The organism is Robiginitalea aestuariiviva, from assembly GCF_029537735.1.
Classification (GTDB): Bacteria; Bacteroidota; Bacteroidia; order Flavobacteriales; family Flavobacteriaceae; genus Robiginitalea; species Robiginitalea aestuariiviva.
Window position 1 is genome coordinate 487,536 of record NZ_JARPUQ010000002.1, and the last position, 26,262, is coordinate 513,797.

General features: G+C 57.0%; 28 protein-coding genes and 1 tRNA gene. 13 read left to right on the forward strand and 16 right to left on the reverse strand.

Annotated features, from left to right (window positions below):
• Positions 1–524: 524 nt before the first annotated feature.
• A tRNA-Leu gene (locus OZ410_RS08935) sits at positions 525–607 on the reverse strand.
• A gap of 152 nt (positions 608–759) precedes the next feature.
• Here OZ410_RS08935 and OZ410_RS08940 point away from each other — a divergent pair.
• The 3 genes from OZ410_RS08940 to OZ410_RS08950 are packed head-to-tail and all read left to right on the forward strand — an operon-like array spanning position 760 to position 2,735.
• Entirely contained in the window at positions 760–1,506 is a 747-nt protein-coding gene (locus OZ410_RS08940) for a sulfite exporter TauE/SafE family protein (RefSeq protein ID WP_277707604.1), read from the forward strand.
• A 34-nt stretch (positions 1,507–1,540) separates the two neighbouring features.
• A complete protein-coding gene (locus tag OZ410_RS08945) occupies positions 1,541–2,431 on the forward strand; it encodes a J domain-containing protein (protein WP_277707605.1) in 891 nt (296 codons plus the stop codon).
• Positions 2,432–2,435: 4 nt separating this feature from the next.
• Complete coding sequence (locus tag OZ410_RS08950; RefSeq protein ID WP_277707606.1) at positions 2,436–2,735, forward strand: chaperone modulator CbpM; 300 nt, start codon at positions 2,436–2,438, stop codon at positions 2,733–2,735.
• Here the strand turns inward: OZ410_RS08950 and OZ410_RS08955 are convergent.
• Genes OZ410_RS08955 through OZ410_RS08965 form a run of 3 tightly spaced genes read right to left on the reverse strand, consistent with a single transcriptional unit; the run spans position 2,732 to position 5,778 of the window.
• Complete coding sequence (locus OZ410_RS08955; RefSeq protein WP_277707607.1) at positions 2,732–3,412, reverse strand: ABC transporter ATP-binding protein; 681 nt, start codon at positions 3,410–3,412, stop codon at positions 2,732–2,734. The two genes, OZ410_RS08950 and OZ410_RS08955, sit on opposite strands and share 4 nt — an antisense overlap.
• Positions 3,413–3,421: 9 nt before the next feature.
• Positions 3,422–4,684, reverse strand: coding sequence for an ABC transporter permease (locus OZ410_RS08960; RefSeq protein WP_277707608.1), 1,263 nt, complete (start codon positions 4,682–4,684; stop codon positions 3,422–3,424).
• Positions 4,681–5,778 carry an efflux RND transporter periplasmic adaptor subunit gene (locus tag OZ410_RS08965; RefSeq protein WP_277707609.1) on the reverse strand — a complete coding sequence of 366 codons (1,098 nt, stop codon included), beginning with the start codon at positions 5,776–5,778 and terminating at the stop codon, positions 4,681–4,683. Before OZ410_RS08965 ends, OZ410_RS08960 begins: the two co-directional genes overlap by 4 nt.
• 305 nt (positions 5,779–6,083) lie before the next feature.
• Between OZ410_RS08965 and OZ410_RS08970 the strand changes: the two genes are divergently transcribed.
• Positions 6,084–6,509: a doxx family protein gene (locus OZ410_RS08970; RefSeq protein WP_277707610.1), complete on the forward strand. Its 426-nt coding sequence runs from the start codon at positions 6,084–6,086 to the stop codon at positions 6,507–6,509.
• A gap of 12 nt (positions 6,510–6,521) precedes the next feature.
• Here OZ410_RS08970 and trxA read toward each other — a convergent pair whose 3' ends face one another.
• On the reverse strand, positions 6,522–6,821 hold the full coding sequence (gene trxA, locus OZ410_RS08975) for a thioredoxin (RefSeq protein WP_277707611.1): 300 nt from the start codon (positions 6,819–6,821) through the stop codon (positions 6,522–6,524).
• 118 nt (positions 6,822–6,939) lie between these two features.
• On the opposite strand from trxA, the gene OZ410_RS08980 reads away from it, so the two are divergent.
• The 6 genes from OZ410_RS08980 to OZ410_RS09005 all read left to right on the forward strand — a co-directional run bounded on the left by OZ410_RS08980 (position 6,940) and on the right by OZ410_RS09005 (position 11,474).
• Positions 6,940–7,782: a universal stress protein gene (locus OZ410_RS08980; protein ID WP_277707613.1), complete on the forward strand. Its 843-nt coding sequence runs from the start codon at positions 6,940–6,942 to the stop codon at positions 7,780–7,782.
• 35 nt (positions 7,783–7,817) lie between these two features.
• Positions 7,818–8,222, forward strand: a complete 405-nt coding sequence (locus tag OZ410_RS08985; RefSeq protein ID WP_277707614.1) for a hypothetical protein — start codon at positions 7,818–7,820, stop codon at positions 8,220–8,222.
• Between the two features lie 9 nt (positions 8,223–8,231).
• On the forward strand, positions 8,232–9,083 hold the full coding sequence (locus OZ410_RS08990; RefSeq protein ID WP_277707615.1) for an ATP cone domain-containing protein: 852 nt from the start codon (positions 8,232–8,234) through the stop codon (positions 9,081–9,083).
• A complete protein-coding gene (locus tag OZ410_RS08995) occupies positions 9,080–10,450 on the forward strand; it encodes an MBL fold metallo-hydrolase RNA specificity domain-containing protein (protein WP_277707616.1) in 1,371 nt (456 codons plus the stop codon). Before OZ410_RS08990 ends, OZ410_RS08995 begins: the two co-directional genes overlap by 4 nt.
• Positions 10,451–10,519: 69 nt before the next feature.
• Positions 10,520–10,813, forward strand: coding sequence for a hypothetical protein (locus OZ410_RS09000; protein WP_277707617.1), 294 nt, complete (start codon positions 10,520–10,522; stop codon positions 10,811–10,813).
• A gap of 10 nt (positions 10,814–10,823) precedes the next feature.
• Entirely contained in the window at positions 10,824–11,474 is a 651-nt protein-coding gene (locus OZ410_RS09005; protein WP_277707618.1) for a hypothetical protein, read from the forward strand.
• A gap of 6 nt (positions 11,475–11,480) precedes the next feature.
• On the opposite strand, the gene cls is transcribed toward OZ410_RS09005, so the two are convergent.
• From cls to OZ410_RS09030, 5 genes are all read right to left on the reverse strand, one after another.
• The gene (gene cls, locus OZ410_RS09010; protein ID WP_277707619.1) at positions 11,481–12,881 is read right to left on the reverse strand and encodes a cardiolipin synthase; all 1,401 of its coding nucleotides are present in this window, start codon (positions 12,879–12,881) and stop codon (positions 11,481–11,483) included.
• Positions 12,882–12,903: 22 nt separating this feature from the next.
• Positions 12,904–13,626 carry an energy transducer TonB gene (locus tag OZ410_RS09015; RefSeq protein ID WP_277707620.1) on the reverse strand — a complete coding sequence of 241 codons (723 nt, stop codon included), beginning with the start codon at positions 13,624–13,626 and terminating at the stop codon, positions 12,904–12,906.
• Positions 13,627–13,770: 144 nt separating this feature from the next.
• The gene (locus tag OZ410_RS09020; RefSeq protein WP_277707621.1) at positions 13,771–14,736 is read right to left on the reverse strand and encodes a sodium-dependent bicarbonate transport family permease; all 966 of its coding nucleotides are present in this window, start codon (positions 14,734–14,736) and stop codon (positions 13,771–13,773) included.
• Between the two features lie 27 nt (positions 14,737–14,763).
• On the reverse strand, positions 14,764–15,063 hold the full coding sequence (locus tag OZ410_RS09025; RefSeq protein ID WP_277707622.1) for a hypothetical protein: 300 nt from the start codon (positions 15,061–15,063) through the stop codon (positions 14,764–14,766).
• A gap of 3 nt (positions 15,064–15,066) precedes the next feature.
• Positions 15,067–15,342: a hypothetical protein gene (locus OZ410_RS09030; RefSeq protein ID WP_277707623.1), complete on the reverse strand. Its 276-nt coding sequence runs from the start codon at positions 15,340–15,342 to the stop codon at positions 15,067–15,069.
• An 87-nt stretch (positions 15,343–15,429) separates the two neighbouring features.
• On the opposite strand from OZ410_RS09030, the gene OZ410_RS09035 reads away from it, so the two are divergent.
• Positions 15,430–16,356 (forward strand): LysR substrate-binding domain-containing protein, encoded by a 927-nt coding sequence (locus tag OZ410_RS09035; RefSeq protein WP_277707624.1) that lies wholly within the window; start codon positions 15,430–15,432, stop codon positions 16,354–16,356.
• A gap of 126 nt (positions 16,357–16,482) precedes the next feature.
• Here OZ410_RS09035 and OZ410_RS09040 read toward each other — a convergent pair whose 3' ends face one another.
• From OZ410_RS09040 to chrA, 6 genes are all read right to left on the reverse strand, one after another.
• Positions 16,483–17,355: a hypothetical protein gene (locus tag OZ410_RS09040; protein WP_277707625.1), complete on the reverse strand. Its 873-nt coding sequence runs from the start codon at positions 17,353–17,355 to the stop codon at positions 16,483–16,485.
• 75 nt (positions 17,356–17,430) lie between these two features.
• On the reverse strand, positions 17,431–18,105 hold the full coding sequence (locus OZ410_RS09045) for a DUF6799 domain-containing protein (protein ID WP_277707626.1): 675 nt from the start codon (positions 18,103–18,105) through the stop codon (positions 17,431–17,433).
• Positions 18,106–18,243: 138 nt separating this feature from the next.
• Entirely contained in the window at positions 18,244–18,864 is a 621-nt protein-coding gene (locus OZ410_RS09050) for a class I SAM-dependent methyltransferase (RefSeq protein WP_277707627.1), read from the reverse strand.
• Positions 18,865–18,868: 4 nt separating this feature from the next.
• On the reverse strand, positions 18,869–19,189 hold the full coding sequence (locus OZ410_RS09055) for a heavy metal-binding domain-containing protein (protein WP_277707628.1): 321 nt from the start codon (positions 19,187–19,189) through the stop codon (positions 18,869–18,871).
• A complete protein-coding gene (locus tag OZ410_RS09060) occupies positions 19,186–20,631 on the reverse strand; it encodes a M20 family peptidase (protein WP_277707629.1) in 1,446 nt (481 codons plus the stop codon). The genes OZ410_RS09055 and OZ410_RS09060 overlap by 4 nt, the downstream gene beginning before the upstream one ends.
• A gap of 92 nt (positions 20,632–20,723) precedes the next feature.
• Positions 20,724–21,854 (reverse strand): chromate efflux transporter, encoded by a 1,131-nt coding sequence (gene chrA, locus OZ410_RS09065; RefSeq protein WP_277707630.1) that lies wholly within the window; start codon positions 21,852–21,854, stop codon positions 20,724–20,726.
• Positions 21,855–22,085: 231 nt separating this feature from the next.
• Here chrA and OZ410_RS09070 point away from each other — a divergent pair, with 231 nt between their 5' ends.
• Both OZ410_RS09070 and OZ410_RS09075 read left to right on the forward strand, forming a co-directional pair.
• A complete protein-coding gene (locus OZ410_RS09070; RefSeq protein ID WP_277707631.1) occupies positions 22,086–23,759 on the forward strand; it encodes a proton-conducting transporter transmembrane domain-containing protein in 1,674 nt (557 codons plus the stop codon).
• Between the two features lie 12 nt (positions 23,760–23,771).
• The gene (locus OZ410_RS09075; RefSeq protein WP_277707632.1) at positions 23,772–26,237 is read left to right on the forward strand and encodes a YbcC family protein; all 2,466 of its coding nucleotides are present in this window, start codon (positions 23,772–23,774) and stop codon (positions 26,235–26,237) included.
• The last annotated feature ends 25 nt before the right edge of the window (positions 26,238–26,262 follow it).

The window sequence follows — 26,262 nt, forward strand, 5'->3', positions numbered from 1 at the left end:
GGGGCCCCCTCTAACCCCCGGGGAACAAGATACGGCCCTGCCCTGTATGTTATTTTCATGCTGGAGTACCTTCGCTTTGCTCGGTGCTCACCTGCCCTTCGGGACTGGAGTACCTTCGCTTCGCTCGGTGCCTCCGCGTCCTTCCGGCCTTATGGGGCCCCCTCTAACCCCCGGGGAACAAGATACGGCCCTGCCCTGTATGTTATTTTCATGCTGGAGTACCTTCGCTTCGCTCGGTTCCTCTGCGTCCTTCCGTGCCGGAGTACCTTCGCTATGCTCGGTGCTCACCTGCCCTTCGGGACTGGAGTATCTTCGCTTCGCTCGGTGCTCACCTGCCCTTCGGGACTGGAGTACCTTCGCTTCGCTCGGTGCTCCAGAATGCGCCCGCATTTGAAAATGCAAACCCTGCACCGCGTACCGCGGTGCGGTTTTGTTTTTCCGTCTCCCTTACAAAAGCGAGCTTTTGACGGGTCCCGGTAAAACAAAACCCCGCTCTCATCTGAGAGCGGGGTTTGCGCTTTAAGTGACCACGACTGGAGTCGAACCAGCACGTCCTGAGGACACTACCCCCTCAAGGTAGCGCGTCTACCAATTCCGCCACGTGGCCGGGAATAAGCGGCACAAATATAACCCCATTTTTTACTCCCCGCCAAACCTTTATCAGGTTTTTATGCGTTGGGATGATCCGGTGGGGCGCATGATAAAAATCAGCGCTTTCTCTGGGGATTCGGACTATCTTTCTGGTATAATTGGAAGTCCATGCTCAGCCGGTCCCTTCCCTGGTTCCTGTTGCTGGCGCTGCTGGCCGAAGTCCTGGGGACGGTTGGCGGGTTCGGCTCGTCGGTCTATTTTGTGCCCATGGCCAATTTCTTTATGGATTTCCAGTCCGTATTGGGCATTACGGCCTTGTATCACCTTTCCAGCAACCTGAGTAAAATCGGGTTTTTTCGCAAGGGCATAGACCGGACCCTCCTGCTGTACCTCGGGATTCCCGCCGTGGTACTCGTGGCTGCAGGGGCCTGGCTTAGCAAGTGGGTAGACCCGGAATCCCTGAGCCTGGTGCTGGGGGTATTCCTGCTGGTTTTTGCCCTGGTTTTCCTGCTAAAGCGGGAACTTCGGGTGCACCCTTCCCGCCGCAATGCCGTAACCGGGGGTGCACTTTCCGGTTTCCTGGCAGGTATCCTGGGTACCGGAGGTGCGGTACGGGGTGCGGTAATGACCGCTTTTAACCTCCCCAAGGAACGGTTTATTGCCACTTCGGCTGTCATAGACCTGGGCATCGACCTGAGCCGTACCCTGGTTTATGCGGGCAATGGGTATATACATAAGCACGACCTGTATTTGGTGCCTTTTCTGATCGTGATCAGTATAGTGGGGACCTTTGCAGGCAAGAAAATCCTGGAGCGTATCAGCCAGGAACAATTCCGGGGTTTTGTGCTGGTACTGCTGATGGGGATAGGGGTGATTACCTTACTGGCCCACCTGCCGGCGGTACTGCGGCAGTAGCTGGGTATTACATGGAATTTAATCCTTTTGTGACGTGGATTTTATAGACTATTACAAGGTGTTAGGGCTGTCCAAAGGCGCTGGTGAAAAGGACATCAAGAAGGCGTACCGGAAACTGGCCCGGGAATACCACCCGGACCTGAACCCCGGCAATGCAGAAGCCGAACGCAAGTTTAAACAGGTGAACGAAGCCCACGAAGTGCTTTCCGACCCTGAAAAACGTAAAAAATATGACCAGTACGGAAAGGACTGGGAACAAGCCGAGGCTTTTGAAGAGGCCCGGAAGGCCAGGTCTGCCCGGTCGGAGTACGGCCAGTATACGTACAGTGGCGGGCCGGAAAGCGATTTTTCGGACTTCTTCTCGTCCATGTTTGGCGGGTTTGGGGATTCCCGCAGGGGCCGGGGCATGGGGTACCGGGGGCAGGACCTTCAGGCCAGCCTGGAACTGGACCTCAAAGATGCCTATCGCACCCACCAGCGCACCCTGGACCTGGGGGGTCGGAAGATTCGTATAACCATCCCCGCAGGGATTGAGGATGGGCAGACGATCCGCATCAAGGGCCATGGGGCGCCCGGCGTAAACGGGGGGCCGGCGGGAGACCTGTATATCCGCTTTACCGTGCGCAACACCACCCCCTTCCAAAGAGAAGGTCCGCAACTGTATAAAACCGTTCGCATCCCACTCACTACAGCGGTACTGGGTGGGAAAATCACGGTAAAAACCCTGGACGGCCAGGCCCGACTTACCGTGAAGCCCCATACCCAGAACGGTACCCGGGTGAAGCTTAAGGGCAAGGGATTTCCCTTCTACAAACAAGAAGGGATCTTCGGGGACCTGGTGCTCACTTTTGAGGTAGCGCTGCCCACTTCCCTGACGCCCGAACAACGGGCCTTGTTTGAGCAACTGAAACAGACTGAAACCTGATCCCATGAAAAGCGAAAAATACATCCACCTTTCGGATTTTTGCCGCGGGCATGCCCTGGAAGAAGCCTTTGTATTCCTGCTGGAGGAATACGAGCTGGTGCGGATTGAACACTTCAATTCCCGCCCGGCCATCCACCGCAGGGACCTGCGCCGTCTGGAGCGCCTGGTGCGTCTGCACCGGGATCTGGAAATCGGGGTGCCTGGGTTGCAGGCCATAGAGCAGTTGCTGGGCCGGATGGAAGCCCTGCAGGAGGAAATGCGGCAGTTGCGACTGCGGCTGCAACGCCATGAATCCCGGGATTAGCCACCATTGAGCATCCGCCCGTCTTCCATGTACAGGGTGCGGTCTGTGCGCCGGGCAAAATCTTCGTCGTGGGTCACAATCAGCAGGGAAAGCCCGCGGGTTTCCTTCAATTCCCGGAAAATCTGAAACACATTTTCGGAATTGTAACTATCCAGGTTTCCGGTGGGTTCGTCCCCCATCAGGATAACGGGGTCGTTTATCAGGGCCCGGGCAATGGCCACCCGTTGCTTTTCGCCCCCGGAGATGCGGGAAGCCCGCTTATGCGCCAGGGGCTCGATATGCAGCATCCGCAGCTTGGCCAGGGCATCCTCCCGGATCGCTTCAACGGGCTTTCGCCCCAGTTTCAGGGCAGGCAGCATTACGTTGTCCAAAACACTGAATTCCCCCAGCAGATAGTGGAACTGGAAAACAAAACCGATATGGGCGTTGCGCACGGCCGACAGGCGGTGGTGGGATTGCCCGGTCAGGCATTCCCCGTTCAGGAAGAGAGAACCGGAATAATCCGTGTCCATGGTGGAGAGGATATAGAGCAGGGTAGACTTCCCGGAACCGGATTTACCCATGATGCTCACAAACTCCCCGGGCTGAATTTTGAAATTGATGTCTTTCAGCACGTGGAATTCCACCGGTTTGGTGAAGTATTTATCGATATGTTGTGCTTCCAGGACCGGGTTCATGGTATGGGTTTAGTTTCCGCGGATAATCCGGACCGGGTCTATCCTTCGGGCCCGGGCAGCGGGCAGGTATCCGGCCACAAAGGTGGATACCAGCGCAAAGGTTATCCCAATCAGGTAAAACCAGGGGTTCTGGTTTACCGGGAAGGTGGTTATGGTGGGCAAAGCCTCCGTTTCAAAGGGGAGGTTGTCGATAATGCGGCTAAGCACAAAGCCGATCAGCAGGCCGGCGGCCCCTCCGGCAAAGCCAATGATCAGCGCTTGGCTCATGAAGATTTGGTGCACATCCCGGCCCGAAAACCCGGTGGCTTTCAGAATGGCAATGTCATTCATCTTTTCGTAAATCAGCATGTTCAGGATGTTGTAAATCCCGAACCCGGCTACGATCAGCAGGGTGATGGACACCGCATAGGTAATGAGGTTGCGGATGCTGGTTCCGGTTTCAAACTGGGCGTTGGCCTCCTGAATGTCCCGGGCCCTGACCCCGAAACGGGTTTGCAGTTCCCGTGCCATGGGCACGGCCAGGTCCAGCTGGTGCAGCTTGATGTTGATGTCCGTGATATAGTTGGCGGGTTGCCCCAGCACCTGTTGTACCGTTTGCAGCTTGGCAAAGCTCTGGCTGTTGTCGATGTCTGCCAGCCCGCTCTGGTACAGGCCCACGATCTGCAGGGGGAAAAGTCCGCCGTCCGGGGTGCTTACCTGAATGCGGTCGCCCGGAGAAAGGGAAAACTTCTCGGCCAGCCCTGCCCCCAGTACAATGCCGTTATCCGAACGGTGGAGGGCCTCCGGGGTCCCTTCAATAAAATAATCCCCCAGGTTGGAAAGCCGGTCTTCTTCGAGTACATCCACGCCCACCAGCACCCCGCCCAGGTCCTGGGACCCGGAGAGGTAAAAGATCTGGGCCCGTAACTGGGGGCTGGCGCCCAGCACCCGGGCATCGTTCTTCAGGGATTTTAGGATGGGCAGGGCATTGTGAATTTTAAGCTGTCCTTTTTTAGGTTTTACGGAGTGGATCTGCAGCAGGTCCGAAGCGTAGGGTTCCAGGCGGGCAGCAGGCTGCCGGGCGGAGGGCTCCACTTCATTATACAGGTGGATGTGGGGAGTCTGGTTCAGGATCAGGTTGTCCAGCATCTGGTTGAGCCCGGTCATAAAGCTCACCAGGGTAATATAGGCGCCAATCCCGAAGGTGACCCCCAGGGCAGCCGTTACCGTAGACTTCATCTTGGTGAGCAGGTGGGTGCGCGCAATGCTCAGGATCAGGGTAAATCGTTTCATGGGTCGGGTTTCAGGATGCGGGTATTTGCCTCCAGCCCTTCACGGACTTCCACCCGGTCCAGGGTTTGCAAGCCCAGGGAAACTTTTTTGAGGCCGGCTGCAGTTCGAACGCTATCGGCCCCAACCAGGTAATTGCGGGGAATGGTCAGGACATCCGTTCGGGTGGCCACAATGATATTGGCCTCCCCGGACATGCCCGGGAACAATACTGCAGGGGGTGTATTAAACCGCGCCTCTACCCGGAAGGTCTGGTTGCGGGCATCTTTCTCCGGGTAGATGCGGGCCACAAAACCCTGAAAGACCGTGTCCTGATAGGCGTCCAGGCTCAGGACCACGTCCTGCCCGGGCCGGAGGCGGACGATATCCACCTCGTCCACCAAAAGTTCTGCCAGGAAGGTGTCCGGGCTGCCCACCATAGCCAGGGGCTGGCTGGGGGATACCCCTTCTCCGGGTTCGTTGTAGAGGGCATAAACCCGCCCGCGTATCTTACTGCGCAACCGGAATTGTGCGGCGTCGGACTGACTGGCGCGAAATTGGTTTTCGGCCTGTACCATGGCTGTATGCAGTTCCTGTTTCTTGCGTTGGTATTCGCTACGCAATTGCTCCAGCTGGCTTTGGGATCGCTCATAGGCCAGCTGCCGGGCTTCCAGGGTTGCCCGGGATCCGATCTGCTGGGCCCATAACTTGCGCTGGCGGTCGTAATTCAAGGAATCGTCCCTGTAAGTAAGTTCGGCCAGGCGGATGCGCGATGCCAAATCCCGAAGCGGGCTGGCTTCCCCCTTGTACTGGTCGGCGGCCCACTCCATTTGCAGGCGGGCATTTTCCCGGTAGCGCTCGGGGGCATCGGCGGCAATCTGCACCAGGGCATCCCCAGGCATTACGGTATCGCCCTCCTGTACCAGGTTTTGTTCCAGGATGCCGCCCACAGAGGCGTATACGCGGTACATGCTGTCCGGCTGTATGGTCACGGAGGCATAGACCGCTTCGGTAATGTCTTGTACTTCCGGGGTGATCCCGTTGTCCTTTTTGCCGCAACCTGCCAGAAGGCCCAGGCAGAGCAAACCGGACAGGGGTATGGTATATTGGGGTTTCATCTGAAAAGGTCCTGAAGGGATAAAATTAGGCGATGGCAAGGCCATTTCGCATGATATATCTCATGGCCCGCCCGGCCCTCAGTCTTATAAAGGTAAGGGGTTCAACGGATTTTAGTCTCCCGGCAGGTTAAAATCCCGCGATTTCAGATGGCCAATACCCCCTGGGATATGACCTATTTCCTTAAAAATGGCAAATAAGTGTTTAACAAAGGGTTAACGATGGAAAAAAGGACCCCCAAACCTGATGATTGTCATATGTTGGGCCTGTTGAAGCCCGTAGTTTCCGCCCTTAAAAACAAACAACCATGCGAATCCTTTCTACCTCCAAGACCAATCAGGCACCTTCTTTCGGTTTTATTGCCCGCGGCCTGGGTCTCGTGTACCTCTGGTTCGGGGCTCTGAAATTTTTCCCGGGTCTGAGCCCGGCAGAGGCCCTGGCCGGCGATACCATTGAAGCGCTGACCTTCGGGACGATCAGTGCCGGGCTGGGACTGGTCCTGCTGGCGCTGTGGGAATTTGCCATAGGCATCCTGCTTATGGTCGGCATTTGCCGGCGCTGTGCCCTAACGGCAGCTATCGTCCACATTGTCCTGACCTTTACCCCATTGTTTTTCTTCCCGGAATTGTGTTTTACGCAATTCCCCTATGGCCTTACCCTGGTGGGCCAGTACATCATTAAGAATGTGGTCTTCCTTGGGGTTATGGTAGCCATGCTTCGCCGGCTTCCCTGATCCGTACCCAGGTTAAAGATAGGGGGCCAGGGCCTGGTAGAGTTGCGGCTCCTGCAGCACGCCGGACTGGCGCCATACCGCCTGACCTGCTTTAAATAGGATGAGCGTGGGTACCCCGCGTACCTGGTACTGGCTGGCAATTGCAGGGTTGCCGTCTACGTCGATCTTGATGATTTTAATACGGTCCCCCAGCCGGGCTTTCAACTGTTTCAGGACAGGGGCCAGCATTTTGCACGGGCCGCACCAGTCTGCGTGAAAATCGACCAGTACCGGGGTTTCGGATTGGACGAGGGTGGAAAAGGAGGCTTTCATGGTAAAGGAAATTTCCGGGCGTTAAAAGTACGCCTTCCGGGGTAGGTGCACCAATGACCAAAATCATAGGCTACTTCGTATAATATGCCTAAATTTAGGTATATCAGAAGTTTACGCTATGGAAATGCGCATTGCCATCCCCACGGATTTTTCCCTTCCTGCCGAAAAGGCTGCCCTCTATACCCTGGAGCTTTTCCGGGATATGACCTGTACCTTTTTCCTGGTACACACCTATACCCCTTCATTCTTCCGTGCCGAGTACCTGTTGCACAGCCCGGGCCAGATTGGCCTGGGGGATTTCTACCAGCAGCGGGTGCTGGATACCCTGGAGGCCTTTAAGGCCCGGTTGAAGGCAAAGGACAGCAACCCCAGGCACCGCTTTATGATCCATGCGGCCTTTAACTCCCTGGATGCGGAATTGCACGATATGGTGGGTAAGGAAGACCTGGACCTGATCGCTATGGGAACCCAGGGGGCTACGGGAGCGAAGGAGGTTTTGCTGGGGACCCACGCTACCCTGGTGGCTCACAAAGCCGGGGTGCCCGTTTTAATCATCCCGGAGCAGGCCCGGGTTGCGGCCCTGGAAGAGGTCCTCTTTCCGGCCGATTACAAAGCGGACTATGCCCGCCTGCCGCTGCAGGTGTTGCGCACACTTTTGCAACAGGCCGGGGCACGGCTGCACATCCTGCACACCTACACCCCAAGGGACCAGACCGAGGCGGGGCGGCAGGGGCGCCAACAATTGGAGGAAGCCCTTAAGGGGGTGGATGTCCATTGGCACGAACAGGAAGAGGACCAACTGGTTTCCGCCATTAACCATTTTGCCCGGCAGCAGCCCATACAGCTTTTGGTCCTGGTGCGCAACCCGCATACCTTCCTGGAAAACCTGCTGGTGACCCCGCTCATAGACCAGATCGGGTTCCACACCCGGATTCCCTTACTGGTTTTGCCTCCGGCGTAAAGGAGGCACCTTACTCATCAGAAAAACAAAGGATCATGAAAAATACAGGCATTTGGATCGACCGGCAGCAGGCCCACCTGGTGTATCTGGAAGACCAGCACGAAACCCTAGAGACGGTAAACTCCGAGGTGGAATTCCTCAACCCCAGGGGCGGCTCCCGTTCCAAAACCCGCTGGGGACCGCAGCAGGTGGTGCACGACAGCAAGTACACTGCCCGTGAAAAGCAACAGCTGCAGCGCTATTACCAGGACCTGGCCACCCGCCTGGCCGATTCCGGCAAGGTGGTGCTTTACGGCCCGGCCGGGACCAACACCCAATTTAAAAGGTACCTGGAGGATTGCCATCCCCTGCTGGCTGCCCGGGTACGGGACGTATTTCCTGCCGATAGCATGACGGAAAACCAGTTCCGGGCCCTGGTCCGGGAGTATTATAATTCCTGAACACCGATCATGAGCGGGAAAAAAGGGCGGAAGCCGGCTATCCGGAAATCCTCGGGCGACGAAGCGCCTTTTTCCGAAACCAAGCTGCGCCGTTCCCTGAGTCACAGTGGGGCGGAAGCCAGTGTGGTGGACGCTATTGTGCGTAAGGTAGCCGGGGAAGTATATCCGGGTATGAGTACCCGGGAAATCCATAACCGGGCCTTTGCCTTACTGCGGGAACACCGCAGCAGCTACGCCTCCCGTTACAAACTCAAACGGGCCATATACGAACTGGGCCCTACGGGGTTTCCCTTCGAAAAATTCATAGCAGCCCTGCTGAACCATTCAGGCTACCAGGCCGAAACCAATGTGGTGTTCCGCGGGGGATGCGTAAGCCACGAGGTAGATGTGGTGGCCCGCAACGGGCATTCGGTTACGCCCATTGAGTGCAAATTCCATGCGGATGAGGGGCGCAAATGCACCGTAAAGATTCCCCTGTACATCCATTCCCGGTTTCGGGATATGGCCGCGGCCCATCCCGAAGGTACGCGGCTGAAGCCCGGTTGGGTGGTCACCAACACCCGCTTTACGGCCGATGCCCTAGCCTATGGCAAATGCGCGGGCCTTTACCTGCTGAGCTGGAATCACCCCAGGCGGGCCAGCCTTAAGGACCGGATTGACCGCCACCGCCTGTACCCTATTACGGTGAGTATGCTGCTGAGCAGCCGGGAAAAGGCCTTTTTGCTGGAACGGGAAATTGTTCTGGGGCGCGAGCTCCTGAAGGCCCCGTATTTCCTGGACCACCTGGGGGTATCCCGGGAACGGAAGGCGCGCATCCTGGAGGAATTTAGCGAACTGTGCCAGCAAACTGTAGCACCATGAGTCACGCACGTATTCATTTCTGGGGGGCAGCCGGGGGGGTTACCGGCTCCAAATTCCTGCTGGAGGCGGATAAATCCCGGGTCCTGATCGACTGCGGGATGTTCCAGGGCCTTAAGGCGAGGCGGTTGCTGAACCGGGCCCCCTGGCCCGAAGATCCATCTACCCTGCAGGCGGTAGTACTCACCCATGGACACCTGGATCATGTTGGGCTGTTACCGCGTCTGGTGCGCGACGGCTTCCGAGGGGCGGTCTATGGAACGGCGCCTACCCTGGAGATCGCCCGCATTGTGCTGGAAGACAGTGCTAAAATCCAGGAAGAACAAGCCGAAAAGGCAGCGGCCGAAGCCTATAGCCGTCATGCCAAACCCGAACCCCTTTATACCACGGACCATGTGGCCCTGTGCCTCCCCCTTTTGCGTGCCGTGCCCCTGGATCACTGGAGTCAGGCGGCCCCAGGAGTCCGCTTTCGATTCCGGTACAACGGGCATATCCTGGGGGCGGCCTTTGTGGAGGTGGAGCATGCCGGGCGGCGCTATGTCTTTTCGGGGGATGTCGGGCGGCCGCAGGATGCCCTGTTGTTCCCGCCTGAACGACCGGTAAAAGCAGACGTGCTGCTTTTGGAAAGTACCTATGGCAACGTATGCCATCGCGAAGCAGACCCGGGGGAGCTGCTGGCGGCGGAAATCCGCCAGGCCGTCCGGGACCGTGCCACCTGTATTATCCCGAGCTTTGCCGTGGAACGCCTGCAGACGGTCATGTACCTCTTGTGGCAATTGCGCACTTCCAACCGCATCCCGCCCTTACCTATTTATATAGACAGCCCGATGGGGATCGATGTATGGTCCCTGTTCTCGCGTTTCCCGGACTGGCACCGGTTGCCGCAGGCGCAGTTGGGAGCTATGGGTCAGGTAATGGACTATGTTAGGCACTACCGGGAAACCTGGGAAGCCCTGGACGACCCCAGGCCGAAGGTAGTGGTGGCCGGCAGCGGCATGCTTACCGGGGGGCGGGTGCTTACCTACCTGAGCCAACTGCTGGACCGCCCGCAGACGCGGGTGGTATTGGTGGGCTTCCAGGCGGAAGGCACCCGGGGCCGAAACCTGCTTGATGGGGCAAGTGAATTGAAAATCTTCGGGAAATACATTCCTGTGGCGGCGCAGGTGCGCCACCTGGAGGTGCTGTCTGCCCATGCCGACCAACGGGAATTGCTCTGGTGGGTTTCGGCCCTGGAGCGCCCGCCCGGGCAGGTCTTTTTGGTGCATGGGGAAGCCACCGCCCGCGATACCCTGCGGGTAAAACTGCGCGACCAGCTGGGGTGGGAGGCCGCATTGCCGGAACACGGCCAGGTCTGGCCCGTTACTCCCTGAAAGACTGACAAGTATCATGGCGGGGTTATTGAAATAGGGGTACCTTAAGGTATGCTAAAGGTATATGCCATGAAACCAGGCTACCGGAATGACATACCCGACCCCATTGGCCGGAAACATTTGCTGGCCGATTTGGATTTTGTAATGCGTTTGCTGCAAGGCCATCTCTTTGAGAAGGCTTCCATGAATACCTTTGAGCGCCTGGCTGAATACCGGGAGGAGGCAGAGCAATGGAAACGACGCCTCCTTGAACTGGATGCCAGTGATGTTTCGGGCCTTCTGGAGCTGGAAGCCGGCATGCTGGAATGGAAACGCAGATTATATGATTATATCGGGTCCCGTATGAATGGGGATACCGCCTAAAACGAACGCCATGAGAAAGATAGTATACCTGGGATGGATCGCCGTAATTCTGTTGGCTGTGAGCTGCAGCACTGTGCGCCTGGAGAGCTCCTATAAGGACCCCGATGTTGTCTTGTTCAATTCCCAGAAGCTGCTGGTGGTGGGCCTTACCCAGGATATGCGCGTACGGGAGGCCTTTGAAAGCCGGCTGCAGGAAATTTTTGAGGACGAAGGCATCGAAACGATGAGAAGCATCGACCTTTTCGACGTGGAATTTACCTCCGCCGAACGCTCCGAGGAGGAACTCAGCCAGGTGGAGGCCCAGCTGATTGAGAAGGACTTTGACGCCATTCTCTTTACCAAAGTACTTGGCACCGAGACCCATACCACCCTGAGGCGGAAGATCCGGGAACTGGGAGAATCCTACGAACAGTTCAACGAAGATTACATCCTGCACCAGGGGGTGTACTACGACCGGGATTATTACGAAATCGATACGGATTATTACGTGGAGTCTTCGGTGTACTGCGTTTGCCCCGGCAAAGCCCGTAACCTGATCTGGCGTTCTGTGGTCCTGATTTCCGAACCCAACAATACCCAGCGTGCTATCCGGGATTTCATCGACCTGATTACCGAAGAACTCGCCGGGCAGCAAGTACTGCTGGAAGCCCACGCTTACTGATCCCTGCTATAATACCGGGCTCAGCGTCCGTGCGGCCCCTTCCAGCAATCTATGGGTCCAGGGCCGCTGGCTGAAGGACTCCAGGTCTAATGCGATGCTTTTGGCGCTATCCGCTAGGAAGTCCTCTCGCAGGCGGATCGCCGTTTGGGAGTCATAGATCAAGGCATTCACCTCGTAATTGTGCTGGAAACTACGGTTGTCCATGTTGGCCGTCCCCACGGTACAGATACGGTCGTCTACCGTAATGCACTTGCTGTGCAGGAACCCCTGGGGGTACTGGTAGATTTTTACGCCGCTCTTCAGAAAGCGCTGGAAATACGAACGCACACACCAGGACACCAGGGCGCTGTCGGCCTTGGCCGAAACCAGGATACGCACATCCACCCCGCCCAGGGCTGCGGTTTGCAGGGCCAATTGAATGGCCTGGCTGGGGATCAGATAGGGATTGGTGATGTAGATGTGGTGGCGGGCGTGGTTGATCAGGGAAAAATAAAGCTGTTCCATAAGCGGGAAGTCGTCGTCCGGACCGCTGGCCAGGATTTGCACGGTGGCTTTCCCGCCAGGCGCAGGGGAAGGGAACTGGGGCAGGGGTATTTTTTTGCGGGTAACCAATTCCCAGTCGTTTATAAAGACCGTGTCCAGGTGGGCGGCTGCCGTGCCTTTCAGGATCAGGTTCATGTCGTGCCACATCCCCAGATCTGCATCGCCCTTCAGGTACTTATCTGAAATGTTGATGCCGCCTGTAAAGGCCACTTTTCCGTCTACCACAATGATTTTGCGGTGGTTGCGGTAATTCACGGAAGTCAGGAATTTCCCCAGGCGAAACGGGAGGAAGGCATACACCTCGATGCCGGCCTGGCGCAGCCGCTTCAGGTAAGAGGGGCTCAGGGAATAACTGCCTACGCTGTCGTAAATGAGCCGGACCTGTACCCCCTGGGCTTCCTTCTCCACAAACAAGTGCAGCAGGCGTTCGGCCAGTTCCCCCTCCTCAAAAATATAGTACTGTACATGGATGGTTTCCCGGGCCTGCTCCAGGGCTTCGAACACCCGGGTAAAGGTTTCTGCCCCGTCCTTAAGCAGGCCTACTTCATTGTCCGCGCTAATGGGGAAGCCGGATTGGGAGGCCAGCAGGCGGTGCAACCGCCCACTAGGGCTGTCCGCTTTCAGAAAGGGGGGCGACGCCTGCCCCGATTCCGTGGGCGGGGCCCTGCGCACCTGCTGGTAAACCTTTTGCTTGCGGCGGTTCCGCCCTACCAGCAGGTACAAAAAAATGCCTCCTACCGGAATGGTGAATATGGCTAACAGCCAAGCCAATGTCTTCGAGGGTCGAACACCATTCAGTAGGAGGCTTATGACAATAGAGATTGCCAGAAGGATGTAAAGAACGATCAGGATTTTAGCCCACACGGCACTTCGGTTTGACCCGAATTTACATCAATTTGAAATTGATCGGAATGCTATAGGGGACTTTTACCTTTCTGCTGCGCTGTTTTCCCGGCGTCATCTGGGGCAGGGACGCGATAATGCGCCTGGCTTCCTGTTCCAGGATGCGGTCCGGGCCGCGGGTAACGATATCGGTTACCTTTCCATCTGTACCGATGGCAAACATCACATATACCCTGCCCTGGATTCCCAGTTCCAGCGCGGTTTCGGGATACCGGAAATTCTTGGCGACATGTTCCTGGATTTTCTCCTGGAAGCAGGTGCGCTGGTCGGCACGGGACAGGCCCTCACAGCCCGGGAACACGGGAACTTCCTCGATGATGGCAAAGGGCACACTGATTTCTTCCTCTTCTTCCAGGACATCGATATCGGAGGCCTCCAGGTCTACATCGGCAATTACGGTCTCCTGGCTGATTTCCGTACTTTCGATCACGGTCTCTTCGATCTCTTCCGTATCCTCGATCACCTCAATCACTTCCGGGGCTGCCGGGGGCGGAGGTGGGGGTGGGGTGCGGAACTGCTCGGTAACCGGTACTTTTTCATCCAGGTTGTCTACCTGTACCAGTTGTATGATCTCTTCCTGGACGCTGTCGTAAGACTTCCACTCCAGCGCCCTCCAGGTGGCGAACAGCACTACGGCAAGCCCGATAACAAAGTACAGGCCGCTATCCCTGTTCAAATCTGCTTGGGGGTTCTTCTTGGGTCTCATGGCTGTTAGAATTTATAACCTCAAGGTAGCCCGATCCATCCGTTTAAAACATGACAAAAATCAGTTTCACATCCCTGTAAATCAATGGGTTCTGGATGTTTTGGAATGTAAATACCGCCCCAGGCGATTAAGGAATCCAGGCGCTTAGGCGGTAAGTTGCACCAGGTAGAAATACAGGGGCATGCCCAGGGTGATGTTAAAGGGAAAGGTAATGGCCAGGGCCATTGGAAGATAGAGGGAGGGATTGGCCTTGGGGGCGGCCAGCCGCATGGCTGCGGGTACGGCAATATAGGAGGCGCTGGCAGCAAGGATGGCAAAGAGGAACCGGTCCCCTGGGTTGCTCAGGAAGGCAGAGGTGACCAGTACGGTCAGGCAGCCATTGACCAGGGGCACCAGGATGGCGAACAGGAGGGCAAACCAACCCTTTTTGACCAGGGCCGAGAGTTTGGAACCACTGCTGATGCCCATATCCAACAGGAAAACCGCCAGGAAGCCCTTGAAAATATCCGTGGTAAACGGGGCAATGCCCTGGGCCTGGTGTTCACTGGCCAGCAGGCCAATCAGCAGGCTGCCCAGGATCAGCAGGACACTCCCGTTGGTGAGCGAATGCCTGCAGACCTGGGGCAGACTCAGGGCACTGCCGTTCTTCTTGTCGAAGAGGGCAATCAACAGGACACCGACCACAATGGAAGGGGCCTCCATCAGGGCCATCACGGCCACCATGTGCCCGCCGTAGGTAATGTTTTCGATTTCGAGAAAGGAAATGGCCGTTACAAAAGTTACGGCGCTTACCGACCCGTAGGAGGCTGCAATGGCACCGGCATTGGCTACGCTGAATCGCCGGCGCAGGATCAGGAAGGCATACAGGGGCACCGCAATGGCCAGGGCGATTCCCAGCAGGAGGGACCACACGATTTCCCAGCTGAAAGGACTGTGAGCCAATTCCTGCCCTCCCTTGAAGCCAATCGAAAATAATAAATAAAGAGAAATGAATTTGGAGGAGTTGGCCGGGATTTCCAGGTCACTTTTGAGCTGGACGGCCAGGATCCCCAGGAAGAAAAACAGGAGGGCAGGATTGCTCAGATTGTCTGCCAGCAGGTGGAGGTCCATGCGGTATATGCAGGCTGGGAACGTGGGTTAATTTTCGGTATCCAGGGTGAGTTCCACACGCCCGCTGATGCGGACCAGCTGCCCGGATTCACGGGCTTCGCGGATGTACTGCCGGACTTTTTGCTTTTCTTCTTCCAGCTCTGCAATACGGGTATCTGCATAGGAGGTGTCCGCCTTAAAGTAGCCTTCACACCAGCGCAGGCGCTGCAGTTTGTGGAAGTTGATTTTCTCGTCAATCAGCCCCAGCATCAAATCGTAGGCTTCGGAGGGGGTAAAAGTGCCCCGAACGAGTTGTACTTCGGTTTGGGTTTCGGTTTTAACGCTCATGTCTTATACGGATTTTTCGGTGTGAATGGTGCTTCGTGAAGCCTGCAGGTGGGCGGCCCCCAGCAGGAAGCCCAGGGCGGTCACGATCAGGAGTTCGGTAAAAAACAATCCCCCGGTAAACCAGGAGAAGGCGGTCAGGCCGGTAAGCCCGGCCCAGGCCAGTAATACGCCGGTTTTGCGAACGGTGGTGGCGGGACGGCTTACTACGGTGTAGGTTACCTTCCGTTGCCGTGTTTGTTCCCGGGTTTTCCGGGCAGGTGCTTCTAGTATTTCAGCCATGGAATAATTTTTTGATCGGGGCAAAGGTGTGGTCTTTTTTTAATATATTTTTATTTATATTTATGATGAAAAATATTAAATATAATTATGAATTATACTCTCAATCAACTCAATATATTCTATCATATCGCTAATTTACAGAGCGTTACAAAGGCTGCTGAGGCGCTGCACCTCACTCAGCCAGCCGTCTCCATTCAACTGAAAAATTTTCAGGATCAGTTTTCCATTCCCCTTACAGAAGTGGTAGGACGCAAGCTGTATATCACGGATTTTGGTAAGGAAATAGCCCGGTCCGCCGAACAAATTTTAAATCAGGTAGAGGCCATCAATTATAAGACCCACGCCTTTGAGGGACATATTGCGGGGCGGTTGCGGATAACCATTGTGTCTACGGCCAAATACGTGATGCCGTATTTTCTTTCGGACTTTATGGAACAACACCCCGGGGTGGACCTCGTTATGGACGTAACCAATAAGGCCAAGGTCATTCGGAGCCTGGAAGACAACGAGGTGGATTTTGCCATGGTTTCCGTTTTGCCGGATCACCTGAAGGTAAACCGGGTAGAATTGATGCGCAATAAGCTGTTCCTGGTAGGGGGCACCCGTCGAAAAAAACCGTCGCGCATGGCCAAATCGGATATCTTCCGGAAGCAGCCGCTAATTTACCGGGAATCCGGGTCGGCTACCCGGGCGGCCATGGAAGCATTCCTGGATAAGGGCGGGTTCGAGAACTCAAAGAAGCTGGAACTTACCAGTAATGAAGCCCTCAAGCAGGCCCTGATTGCAGGGCTGGGCTACAGCATCATGCCCCTGATTGGCCTGAAAAACGAATTGCGCAACGCAGAACTGGAAATCATTCCCTACAGAGGGCTGCCCATTACCACCCACTGGAACCTGATCTGGCTGAAAGCCAAAAAGTTGTCCCCAACGGCAGAGGCCTACCTGAAATACGTACAGGCAGAAAAGGACCGTATCATCAAGGAACAGTTTCACTGGTTTGAACAATACGAATAAACGGGAACACCCGGACGCGGAATTTTTCCGGCCCGGGTGGGTCAACGGGTGGCTGGGTCTCCCTTCAAACCTTTTCGACGGCAACCAGCCGTTGTTTAATTCAGGCAGTATCCATGTCTGAAGGACCTACCACCAGAAGGAAATCCCGGTGGTAAAATAGAATACGGGTTCCAGGGCCTCGGTATAGCTGATGTCCGGCCCGGTTAGGGAGGCAGGGCTTTGCGGCAGGGCCAAGTAGGGGTTCAGTGATAAAATCCAATGCCCCGTAAAATAATCAATCGCCATTCCGGCCTCTATATTCAGGATCCTGAAACGGGTAGCGTCGGCAAGGGTCAGGGCCTGGGTGGCGTTGCGGCTGCCGGCACCTGAGCCTTTGCGGTTGCCCAGCCGGCTGGTATTGTAATACGCCTGATAAAAGTGCTGAGACCCGGCATATAGCGAAACCTGGGGTTGATAATGCCATTGCAGGTTCGCACTGCTGAAATTCCTTTGGAGGGTTATCCCCATAAAAAGGTCGGTGCTTTGTTCTGCCCCGAAATAGGCATTCAGGCTGCCCAGGAGTTCCACCGCTTTAAAATCATATCCCAACAGGGCAGTGAGGCTGGCCGAGGTTTCGGCCTGCACATTGTAGCTGTCCGTGCTAAAAAAATAGGCAGTGGCCGACAACCCTCCGCTCCAGCGCTCCCCGGCCGTGGAGTAGCCGGCAGACACCAGTGCCAGGTCTATCCGGTTTTCACCTGCCGCCAGTAGGTAGGAAATGGAAGCATCTGCAAAAAAACCGGATTTGTGGTAAACCCCAAAAGAAGGCAAAAGGTAAGGGGCGGCAACCGTATCGCGGCGTCCCATGAAAACAGCATCGCTTACAAAACTCACCTCCGCCATGGTATACGAGAATTGGGCTTCCCTGGGGGCGGCATCGGGGACTTTTAATTGCTGTCCGCTAAGCGATAGGCCTGTTGCCCAGATCAGGGCAAGGGCCAGGAATGTTCGAAGGTTCATGGGAAAGGAATTGCAGAGCAAGCCCGGAAGAGAAGGGTAAGCGTATAACCCTTCCTTCCGGAGTCTGTCTCAGGTTCAGGTGGTTTTCTTTTTTGCGTTGGTCATAGGGCCAGCGGGTGTTTTCTGGAGCATTTTCCTGGCCTGAATCTGCTTGCGTTGCAGCATTTGTTTACGCATCTGAAACAGGTTGCGGAATACTTCGCCCTGAAGCGTAAGGCATTCCCCGTTTTGCAGGGTTTTGCGTTCGCGGTTTTGCAGCTGGTAGGTGCCGTCCGGGTATGCGGTGGCCCCATTTTCCAGGCGCATAGCCGTCTGCAGGCGAAGTTGCTCCTGGTTCCGGACCTGATAGACGTTACCGTCCATAAAGGTATACTGCATTCGTTGCTGGTTGCGTTCGCGGACCTGGTTGGGATTCAGGCCCTGGTTTTCCTGCTGTACCTTATTGCGATACTGCAATTCGTTCCGGTACAGGATCCCGTCTGCGTCCAGGCATTCCCCATTGCGGAGCTTGTAGCGCTTCCCGTCCGGGGCTTCATAACTGCCATTCGGATAGAGTACCGTGCCGTCGGTTAACATTTGTTTTTCTCGCAGGTGGATTTCCGCCCGGTCCCGGAGCTGGAGCATTTCTCCATTCAGGGCAACGAAATGCGTCCGGTCCTGATCCTGGATGCGATCGCGATCCTGATCCTGTGCGGCAAGTACGGGAGAGACCATGGCCAGTAAAACCAGGCCTAGGATGTTCTTTTTCATGACCGTAAGATTTAAAGGTTACGGCTCAAAAGTATGAGGGGAATAGACTGTGTACAATGATTTGTGTCATTTGTAACAACAAGTAAATCAAGAAGTTATGTAACTTATGTTACATGAAAACGGCGTGTGCAGCCCGGGTTATCCAAGCGTCTTCCGCAGCAGGCAAAACAGGAACGCCTGCAGGGCCCCCGAAGGGGTTTGGTGGATGGGCTGCCTGCAGGACACGCATTCAAATTGCGGTGCCAGCAGGGCTTTCAGGTCTGCCTCGGCATAGCGGGTAACCGGCAGGCCCGAGCACTTTTCAGGCCCATCCTGCGAAAAGGTACCCAGCAAGAGATAGCCACCAGGTTTGATGTGGTTGGTCGCGATGTCCAGGTAGTTCTGTATGTCTTCGGCAGCGGTCAGGAAATGGAAGGCGGCCCGGTCGTGCCAGAAATCGTAAGAGCGGGTGGGGGTCCAATGGGCGGCATTCGCACAGATCCATTCCACCTGCGAAGCCTGGTTGCCCAGGCGTTGCCGGGCCCGTTCCAGGGCGGTGGGTGAAATATCGAGCACCGATACCTGCCGGTACCCCAGGTCCAGCCAGTGGTCTGCCAGCAGGCTGTCTCCCCCGCCCACATCAATCAGGGCCGCATCCGGCCCCAAGGCCAGGTTCTGAAAGAAGGCCAGGGAGGTTTCAGGTACCGGCTGGTACCAGCTCACCGATTCAAGGGGCTTATGGCGGTAGACCGCTTCCCAGTGTTCTTGCTTGGGGTCCATAGGCTTATTCCAGGGTAACGGCCGTCCCGGAGGCGGTTACCATGATCATGCCCCCGTTGGCCCCCAGGGTTTCGTAATCCAGGTCTACGCCCACCACGGCATGGGCGCCCAGTTTAGCTGCGGCTTCGGCCATTTCGTCCAGGGCATTGCGGCGCGCTTCGGCCAGTACCCGCTCATACGAGCCGGAGCGCCCGCCAACGATGTCGCGGATGCCGGCAAAGATGTCTTTAAAGATGTTGGCGCCAATAATGGTTTCGCCGGTTACAATGCCCTTGTAGCCGGTAATGTTCCGGTCTTGCAGGGTAGGGGTGGTCGATAGGATCATGGGGTTTGCGGGTCTTGGTTCAGGGCCCGGATCAGGGCATGGGTAAAGCGGATGACTTCCGCGTAGTTTTCCTTGGATATTTTTTCGTCTATCCCGTGGAAGCGGGTTAAGCCTTCCGAGTCGATGCGGATGGGGTAAAACCGGTACACTTCATCCGAGAGGTCATAAAAATACCGGGCGTCGGTGCCCCCGCCTACCAGGCCGGGGACTACCACGGCATCGGGAAAGACAGAGCGGATGGTTTGTTCCAGGGTGCGGAAGGCATCCGAGTCAATTTCGGAAACGGGCGAGGGGTCCGTCAGGAAGCCCACGGGTTCTACCCGCACCTTATCGCTAATGGTGGCCTCAATATGGGATTGTACCGAGGATACGGTTTCCCCGGGCAGGATACGGAAATTAATAGTGGCTTCGGCCACCGTGGGGATTACGTTGTTTTTTACCCCGCCCTCCACTATGGTGGGGGCCGTAGTGGTATGGGCATTCAGGGCTTTCAGGATGGGTTTCTTCAGGAGCCAGGGGTTGGCAAAGGCCATGCGCTTTAAAAAGGGCAGTTCCGGCCCCAGATATTCAAACTGGTAGGTGATGGGCTCCACCAGCTTGTAGGGCCGCTGGTTATTTTCCAGGTCCACGATGGCCTGGGCCAGCATCCCGATCGTATTCTCGCGGGGTGGCTGGGAACTGTGCCCGCCCCGCGTTTCCACAATCAGGCGGAAGGAGGCAAAGCCCTTTTCCGCCAGGTTCACCATGGCCACCGGGGCTTCTACGCCGGGCACAATGCCCTCGGCCAGGAAGCCGCCTTCGTCCAGAGTCATGGCGGCCTGCACCCCCATGGCTTTCAGGTGTTCTGCAATCCGGGCAGCCCCGTTGCCCCCGCCCACTTCCTCGTCGTGGCCGAAGGCCAGGTACAGGGTCTGGCGGGGCCGGAAGCCCTCGGCCAGCAGCCGTTCCACGCTTTCCAGGATGCCCATCAGGGATACCTTGTCGTCCAGGGTGCCCCGCCCGATAATGTGGGTGTCCGTAACCCGGCCTTCAAAGGGGCCGGCTTCCCAGTCTTCCAGGGTGGGCTGGTCTACGGGAACCACATCCTGGTGCGACATCAGGATTACGGGCTTGGCGGTCTGGTCCGAGCCTTCCCATGTATACAGCAGGCTGTAGCCGTTTATGGTGTCCAGGGCCAGCTGCTGGTGGACCCTGGGGAAGGTTTCGCGCAGGTACTGGTGGAAGCCCCGGAAGGCTGCAGAGTCAGGTTCGGCATCTTCGTTGTAGGAAATGGTCGGAAAGCGGACAGCCCCGCCCAGGCGGGCAAAGTCTGCCTCGGAGATTTCCGGTAAATCCAGGGCCTGAGGGGCTACCTGGCGGGAGGTCATTCGCAGGGTATTGAAGGTAAGGACAGCCATTAGCCCAAGAATAATGGCGCCCAGGATGTATAGGAATTTCTTCATTTAGCCGGATTATTAGTGAATTAGCGGACCCGAAAAGAGCCCAGTGTTAAAGCTAAATACTTTTTTGGCCGTGGCAAGGGGAATTGCGGATTTTAGATCCAATTCAGGACGTACCCCAGCAACGCTCCACCCAGAACGAGGTAGGGGCTACTTAACTTGTACGGCCCAAAGGTCAGCAGCAAACCCATAACGGCAATAATCACGGATGGGCCATCTGCCAGGGTTTCCGTTCCCATAGCCAGCAGCACGGCAACCATAACGGCAACTGCAGCAATATTTACGCTGTCCAGAAAGTAACTGAGCAATGGGGACTGGCGAAGCCTGGGAATAAGTGGATTCAGCAACCACACCAGCAGGAAAGAGGGAAGAAAAATACCTGCTGTGGCCGCCAAAGCCCCCCAAACCCCCTGAATCTGGAACCCTACAAAGGTCGCTGTGGATAGCACAGGGCCCGGGGTAAACTGACCCGCGGCTACGGCATCCATCAATTGCTGGCGGGTAAGCCAGCCCCGGGTTACCACCTCGGCATCCAGGTAGGCAAAAAGTACATAGCCGCTGCCATATAATACAGCCCCTATTTTCAGAAAGGCCCAGAAAACTTTGAATGTTCCTGCCTGGTTTACCTGGTTCAGGGTAGGCAGCAATAGCCAAAGTGGCCAGGCCAGGTGCATACGGGACCTGCCTGCAGCCCGTGCATAAAAGAAGAGTGCCCCTGCCACTCCAGCCCCCAGTAGTGCCAGGATTTCGTGTACGCCGGCCAGGGTGGCGATTAGGGCCAGCGCCCCCAGGATTCCCAGGGGCACGCTTTTCAGCGCCTTTTTGCCAAGTTTGAAGATGGCACTTGCTATAATGGCCAGAACAACGGGTTTAATCCCGGCAACAAAAGGAGCAACTTCGGGCAACGCGCCGTATTCTTTATAGAGCCAGGCCAGGATCCCGGTAAGTATTACGGCGGGAAAAATAAAACAAATGCCGGCTAAAAACAGGCCTGTTTTACCTGCCCGCTCATACCCGCAATGCATAGTCATTTCTGTGGAATTGGGCCCGGGGATCAGATTGGTTGCCCCCATGAGATCCAGGAAGTGATCCCGCGCCATCCACTGGCGTTTGCGAACCACCTCTTCTTCCATCATAGCTATGTGAGCGGCCGGCCCACCAAAGGCTACGCAGCCCAGTTTAAAAAAGACCCATGCAACCTCTTTGAGTTTTTCCTTCTGTTCCATGTATAGGCATACTATCCAGGCCTTGCAGACCGGGCTAAAGGTCGTAATTCTCGTTCATAAATCCACATATACCGCACGGTGCAGGTAATAGAGGGGTAGCGTTCGCGCTTCCTGGGGTTAACGAACAAGTCTAAGAACATGAAATAAATAATAATTTATGCATTATATTAAAAATATAAATAAAAATTAATAAATAAATCCCCGTTACTTTGCCGGCAAAATCCAATGAACATGCTAAAAGTATTTCTTTCAATTGCTTCCTGGATGGCTCCCCTGATGTTGTATGCCCTGGCTGTGGCTGCCTTATGGCAGTACCACAGGGGCAGGAAGCTGCCTCGCCCTGCCGTGGCATTAACCAGCGGCCTGGGGATCCTGATAGCTGTCGGGTGCAGCCTGCTGGTTGGAGTTCTGGGCAGCTGGGAGACCGGTTTGCTGGGCAGTGCGGGCCTGGGCCTGTCGCTGCGCCTGGACCCGCTTAGTACCACCATGTTCCTGATGATTGCCCTGCTGGGCTTTATCGTGTTGCGTTTTAGTGCCAATTACCTGGATGGCGACCCCCGAAAGTCCGTTTTTATGGCACGCCTGGCCACCACCATTGCCTCGGTAGAGCTGCTGGTCCTCTCCGGGAACCTGTTGCAGCTTCTGGTGTTCTGGGTGGTTACCAGCATCTGCCTGCACTACCTGCTGGTCTTTTACCGCAGCCGGCCCCAGGCCATTGCCGCGGCCCGGAAGAAATTTATCGCCGCCCGGCTGGGCGACCTGAGCCTGTTGCTCGCTGTAGCCCTCATTTATGCAGAAACAGGCACCGGGAACCTGTCCGCTATCTTCCGTATGGTGGCCGAACAACCCACGCTTGACCCATCCATGACCTGGGCCACGGCCTTGTTGGTGCTGACCGCAGCCCTGAAATCGGCCCAGTTTCCCCTACACGGTTGGCTGATTGAGGTGGTGGAAACCCCCACCCCCGTATCTGCCCTGCTGCACGCCGGCCTGCTGAATGCCGGTCCCTTCCTGATGGTGCGCCTGAGCTTCCTGATGAGTGCCTCCACCACGGCCTCCCTGATGCTGATCGGCATTGGCGGGTTCACGGCCCTCTTTGCCTCGGTGGTCTTCCTTACTCAGCCCTCTGTAAAGGTGGCCCTGGGGTACTCCAGTATAGCGCACATGGGTTTTATGCTGCTCATATGCGGATTCGGGGTCTACACGGCTGCCATCCTCCACCTGGTGGCTCACTCCTTCTACAAAGCGCATGCCTTTCTCTCCTCGGGCAGTGTGATCGATTCGGTCCGGGCCAGGAAGGTAGCCCTGCCCCGGCGCCGGGGGAACCTGGGGCGTATCGGGCTCAGCATTGGCTTTGCCCTGGCCATCTACGCCTGCTGCTGTTACCTCTGGGGCGTACACCCGGAGCAGGATTTCACCCTCATGGCTACCGGGGCCATCATCGTAATGGGACTCAGCCAGATTATCGCCCCCACCCTGGATTCTGCGGGAACGGGTAGGGCCGTACTCCTGTCCTCCGGGATGGCCTTTATGGTTGCCCTGGCCTTCTTTAGCCTTGAGCAGGGCGCCCACGCCCTGTTGCATACCCAGATCCCGGTTTCCTATGTACCCAACGCGAGTATCCGCACGGCGGTGATGGTGGTGGTAACCGCCTTTGCCCTTGCGGTTATGGCCCAGTTGCTGGCCCCCAGGATACGGGCAGGCCGATGGGGCTATGCCCTTGGGGTACACCTGCGCAACGGACTTTATGCCAACGTGATCTTTGACCGAATGATCGGTTCCCTGCGGCCCGAGCGCTTTGGATGGGCCAACCTCCGGGTGCGGGAAGATTCCCGGGCCTTCGGGGAATACCTGGACCCGGCACCCCAACGCCCCGAGCCCTCCAAAACCCTTGTAAACTCCTAATTCCTTAAATCCATGCACCACGTAAAGACCCAAAAAGATGCCGCTGCCCTGCGGGCTACCCTAAGCAAGGGGACGGAAAAAATCGCCCCCCTCTGGGCCCTGGAGCACTTTGTGGCCGTAAACCCCTACATGGGGCTGGCCGCGCGTTCCTTTGCAGATGCCGCCGCCTTTATGCAGCACAGTGCCGGGGCTCGGGCCACCCTGCCCCTGACCTTCTACCGGGAAGCCCTGGAAGCCGGCCGCTTAACCCGGGAAGACCTGGCCCGCGCCCTGGAGCGGCTGCCCAAGGGCAGAGCTTTGGATCTGGATACCCTGCTTGAGGCGCTCTATACGGAGGCCGAGGAAACCCCGGCCCTGGCAGGGGTTCAAACCCTGGCCCAGGTGGCCGGCGGCCTGGAGGGAAAACAATGGGCTCGCTTTATGGTAGACCGGGTCTCCTTCTGGGCCGGGGCCTACTACGATAAGAACCAGGCCCTCTGGAATACGGCGGGAAAAGGGGCAACCCTGTTTGAAGCCTGGAAAAAAGAAGCCGAGGTGGATTACAGTCCTGAAGCCATGGGCCTTAAGGGATTCCGGAACTTCGTGAAGCACCTGCCCTCCGACCCTCTGGAGGCGGCAGCCCTGGCCCTGGAGGCCCTGGAGGTGCCCGAGGCACAGGAAGAAGCCTACCTGACCGCCCTGCTCATGCAGCTGAAGGGATGGGCGGGTATCGCGGCCAGACAGGATTGGGATGCCGGGCTGGCCGGCAGCGAAAGCCATATGGCCGAAACCTTCCTCTGTATCCTGCTGGTGTGGGAGATGGCCCTGAAGGAATTACTGCCCTATCCCGAACTGGAGTACGCCTGGCACCAGGCCCGCAAGGCATTCGACCAGCCGGACTCCGGTGCAGCGCAGCGCCTGCACCTGGAACTGGTACTGCAGGAGGCCTTTGACCTGGCCAGCCAGCGCCAGCTGATTCAAAAACTCCACGCCCCGGCCCCGGAACCCGGAGAAACCCGGAAGGGTCGCTTCCAGGTGATCTGCTGTATCGATGTGCGCTCCGAGGTATTCCGCAGGAACCTGGAAGCCGCCCACCCCGAGGCCGAAACCCTGGGCTTTGCCGGCTTTTTTGCCTTCCCCGTGGCCTTCAAGCCTCTGGCGCATACCGAGGCTGCCGCCCAGTGCCCGGTACTGCTCACCCCTTCCCATACCGTACACGAAGCCCTGGAAGACGAGGGTAGCGAACAAAGAGCTATCGGGAGACGCAGGCTTATGGAGCATGTGACCAAGGCCTGGAAATCCTTTAAACTGGGGGCGATCACCTGCTTCGGATTTGTAGGTCCGGTAGGCCTGGCCTACCTCCCCAAACTGTTCACGGACACCTTCGGGCTCACCCGCCCGGTGGCCCACCCGGACCAGGCAGGGCTGACTTCCGCCCAATCCCGGTCCCGGACCATTAACCTGGATGCCACCGGCCGCGGCCCGGATACCTCCGGAATTTCCCTGGAAGACCGGATTGCCATGGCTGCCGGGGCCCTAAGGGCCATGTCCCTGACCGAAGGCTTTGGACGGGTGGTGGTCATTGCCGGCCACGGCGCTTCTACGGTAAACAACCCCCATGCCACAGGACTGGACTGCGGGGCCTGCGGCGGGCATACCGGGGAGGCCAATGCCCGGGTAGCTGCCCAGGTACTCAACCAGCCGGAGGTTCGACAGGGCCTGCAGCAGCAGGGTATACACCTGCCGGATGCCACCTTATTTGTGGCGGCCCTGCACGATACGACCACGGACCGGGTGAGCTTGTTTACCCCTGCAGGGGGATGGCCCCAAAGCCATACCGAAGATATACGGGAACTCCGGGCTGCGCTGGAGCGGGCCGGGGAAGCCTCCCGGGCGGAGCGCGCCCTGCGGATGGACCTGCAACAGGGAAACCTGCACAAACGGATTCTGCAACGCAGCCGCGACTGGTCCCAGGTCCGGCCCGAGTGGGGCCTTGCCGGGTGCTCCGCCTTTGTGGTGGCGCCCCGGGAGCGTACCGCCCACCTGGACCTGGAGGGCAAAGCCTTCCTGCACAACTACACCTGGCAACAGGACCCGGACTTTAAAATCCTGGAACTGATCATGACCGCGCCCATGGTGGTGACCAGCTGGATTAACCTGCAATATTACGCTTCCACCGTAGACCCCAGGACCTGGGGTGCCGGGAACAAGACCCTGCACAATGTGGTCGCGGGGCTGGGTGTCCTGGAAGGCTATGGGGGAGACCTCAGGGTAGGCCTGCCCTGGCAGTCCGTGCACGACGGGCAGCGCTTCCAGCACGAACCCCGGCGCCTGAGCGTGGTGATCGAGGCCCCGGTAGACCAGATGAGTCGTATCCTGGGCATGCACCAGGGCATCCGACAGTTGTGCGACAACGGGTGGATCTTCCTCTACGCCATGGACGGGGAAGGCCGGGTGGCTTACCGGTATGCCGGCCACCTGGAGTGGGAAAAAATATAAGGCGCATCAATAGCCCGGCCGCAGC

Bases quoted from the DNA above. Each gene is read 5' to 3' on its own strand.
- OZ410_RS08940 (WP_277707604.1), top strand. From the start codon at position 760: ATGCTCAGCCGGTCCCTTCCCTGGTTCCTGTTGCTGGCGCTGCTGGCC.
- OZ410_RS08950 (WP_277707606.1), top strand. From the start codon at position 2,436: ATGAAAAGCGAAAAATACATCCACCTTTCGGATTTTTGCCGCGGGCAT.
- OZ410_RS08955 (WP_277707607.1), bottom strand. From the start codon at position 3,412: ATGAACCCGGTCCTGGAAGCACAACATATCGATAAATACTTCACCAAA.
- OZ410_RS08960 (WP_277707608.1), bottom strand. From the start codon at position 4,684: ATGAAACGATTTACCCTGATCCTGAGCATTGCGCGCACCCACCTGCTC.
- OZ410_RS08965 (WP_277707609.1), bottom strand. From the start codon at position 5,778: ATGAAACCCCAATATACCATACCCCTGTCCGGTTTGCTCTGCCTGGGC.
- OZ410_RS08970 (WP_277707610.1), top strand. From the start codon at position 6,084: ATGCGAATCCTTTCTACCTCCAAGACCAATCAGGCACCTTCTTTCGGT.
- trxA (WP_277707611.1), bottom strand. From the start codon at position 6,821: ATGAAAGCCTCCTTTTCCACCCTCGTCCAATCCGAAACCCCGGTACTG.
- OZ410_RS08980 (WP_277707613.1), top strand. From the start codon at position 6,940: ATGGAAATGCGCATTGCCATCCCCACGGATTTTTCCCTTCCTGCCGAA.
- OZ410_RS08985 (WP_277707614.1), top strand. From the start codon at position 7,818: ATGAAAAATACAGGCATTTGGATCGACCGGCAGCAGGCCCACCTGGTG.
- OZ410_RS08990 (WP_277707615.1), top strand. From the start codon at position 8,232: ATGAGCGGGAAAAAAGGGCGGAAGCCGGCTATCCGGAAATCCTCGGGC.
- OZ410_RS08995 (WP_277707616.1), top strand. From the start codon at position 9,080: ATGAGTCACGCACGTATTCATTTCTGGGGGGCAGCCGGGGGGGTTACC.
- OZ410_RS09000 (WP_277707617.1), top strand. From the start codon at position 10,520: ATGAAACCAGGCTACCGGAATGACATACCCGACCCCATTGGCCGGAAA.
- OZ410_RS09005 (WP_277707618.1), top strand. From the start codon at position 10,824: ATGAGAAAGATAGTATACCTGGGATGGATCGCCGTAATTCTGTTGGCT.
- OZ410_RS09015 (WP_277707620.1), bottom strand. From the start codon at position 13,626: ATGAGACCCAAGAAGAACCCCCAAGCAGATTTGAACAGGGATAGCGGC.
- OZ410_RS09020 (WP_277707621.1), bottom strand. From the start codon at position 14,736: ATGGACCTCCACCTGCTGGCAGACAATCTGAGCAATCCTGCCCTCCTG.
- OZ410_RS09025 (WP_277707622.1), bottom strand. From the start codon at position 15,063: ATGAGCGTTAAAACCGAAACCCAAACCGAAGTACAACTCGTTCGGGGC.
- OZ410_RS09030 (WP_277707623.1), bottom strand. From the start codon at position 15,342: ATGGCTGAAATACTAGAAGCACCTGCCCGGAAAACCCGGGAACAAACA.
- OZ410_RS09035 (WP_277707624.1), top strand. From the start codon at position 15,430: ATGAATTATACTCTCAATCAACTCAATATATTCTATCATATCGCTAAT.
- OZ410_RS09040 (WP_277707625.1), bottom strand. From the start codon at position 17,355: ATGAACCTTCGAACATTCCTGGCCCTTGCCCTGATCTGGGCAACAGGC.
- OZ410_RS09045 (WP_277707626.1), bottom strand. From the start codon at position 18,105: ATGAAAAAGAACATCCTAGGCCTGGTTTTACTGGCCATGGTCTCTCCC.
- OZ410_RS09050 (WP_277707627.1), bottom strand. From the start codon at position 18,864: ATGGACCCCAAGCAAGAACACTGGGAAGCGGTCTACCGCCATAAGCCC.
- OZ410_RS09055 (WP_277707628.1), bottom strand. From the start codon at position 19,189: ATGATCCTATCGACCACCCCTACCCTGCAAGACCGGAACATTACCGGC.
- OZ410_RS09060 (WP_277707629.1), bottom strand. From the start codon at position 20,631: ATGAAGAAATTCCTATACATCCTGGGCGCCATTATTCTTGGGCTAATG.
- chrA (WP_277707630.1), bottom strand. From the start codon at position 21,854: ATGGAACAGAAGGAAAAACTCAAAGAGGTTGCATGGGTCTTTTTTAAA.
- OZ410_RS09070 (WP_277707631.1), top strand. From the start codon at position 22,086: ATGCTAAAAGTATTTCTTTCAATTGCTTCCTGGATGGCTCCCCTGATG.
- OZ410_RS09075 (WP_277707632.1), top strand. From the start codon at position 23,772: ATGCACCACGTAAAGACCCAAAAAGATGCCGCTGCCCTGCGGGCTACC.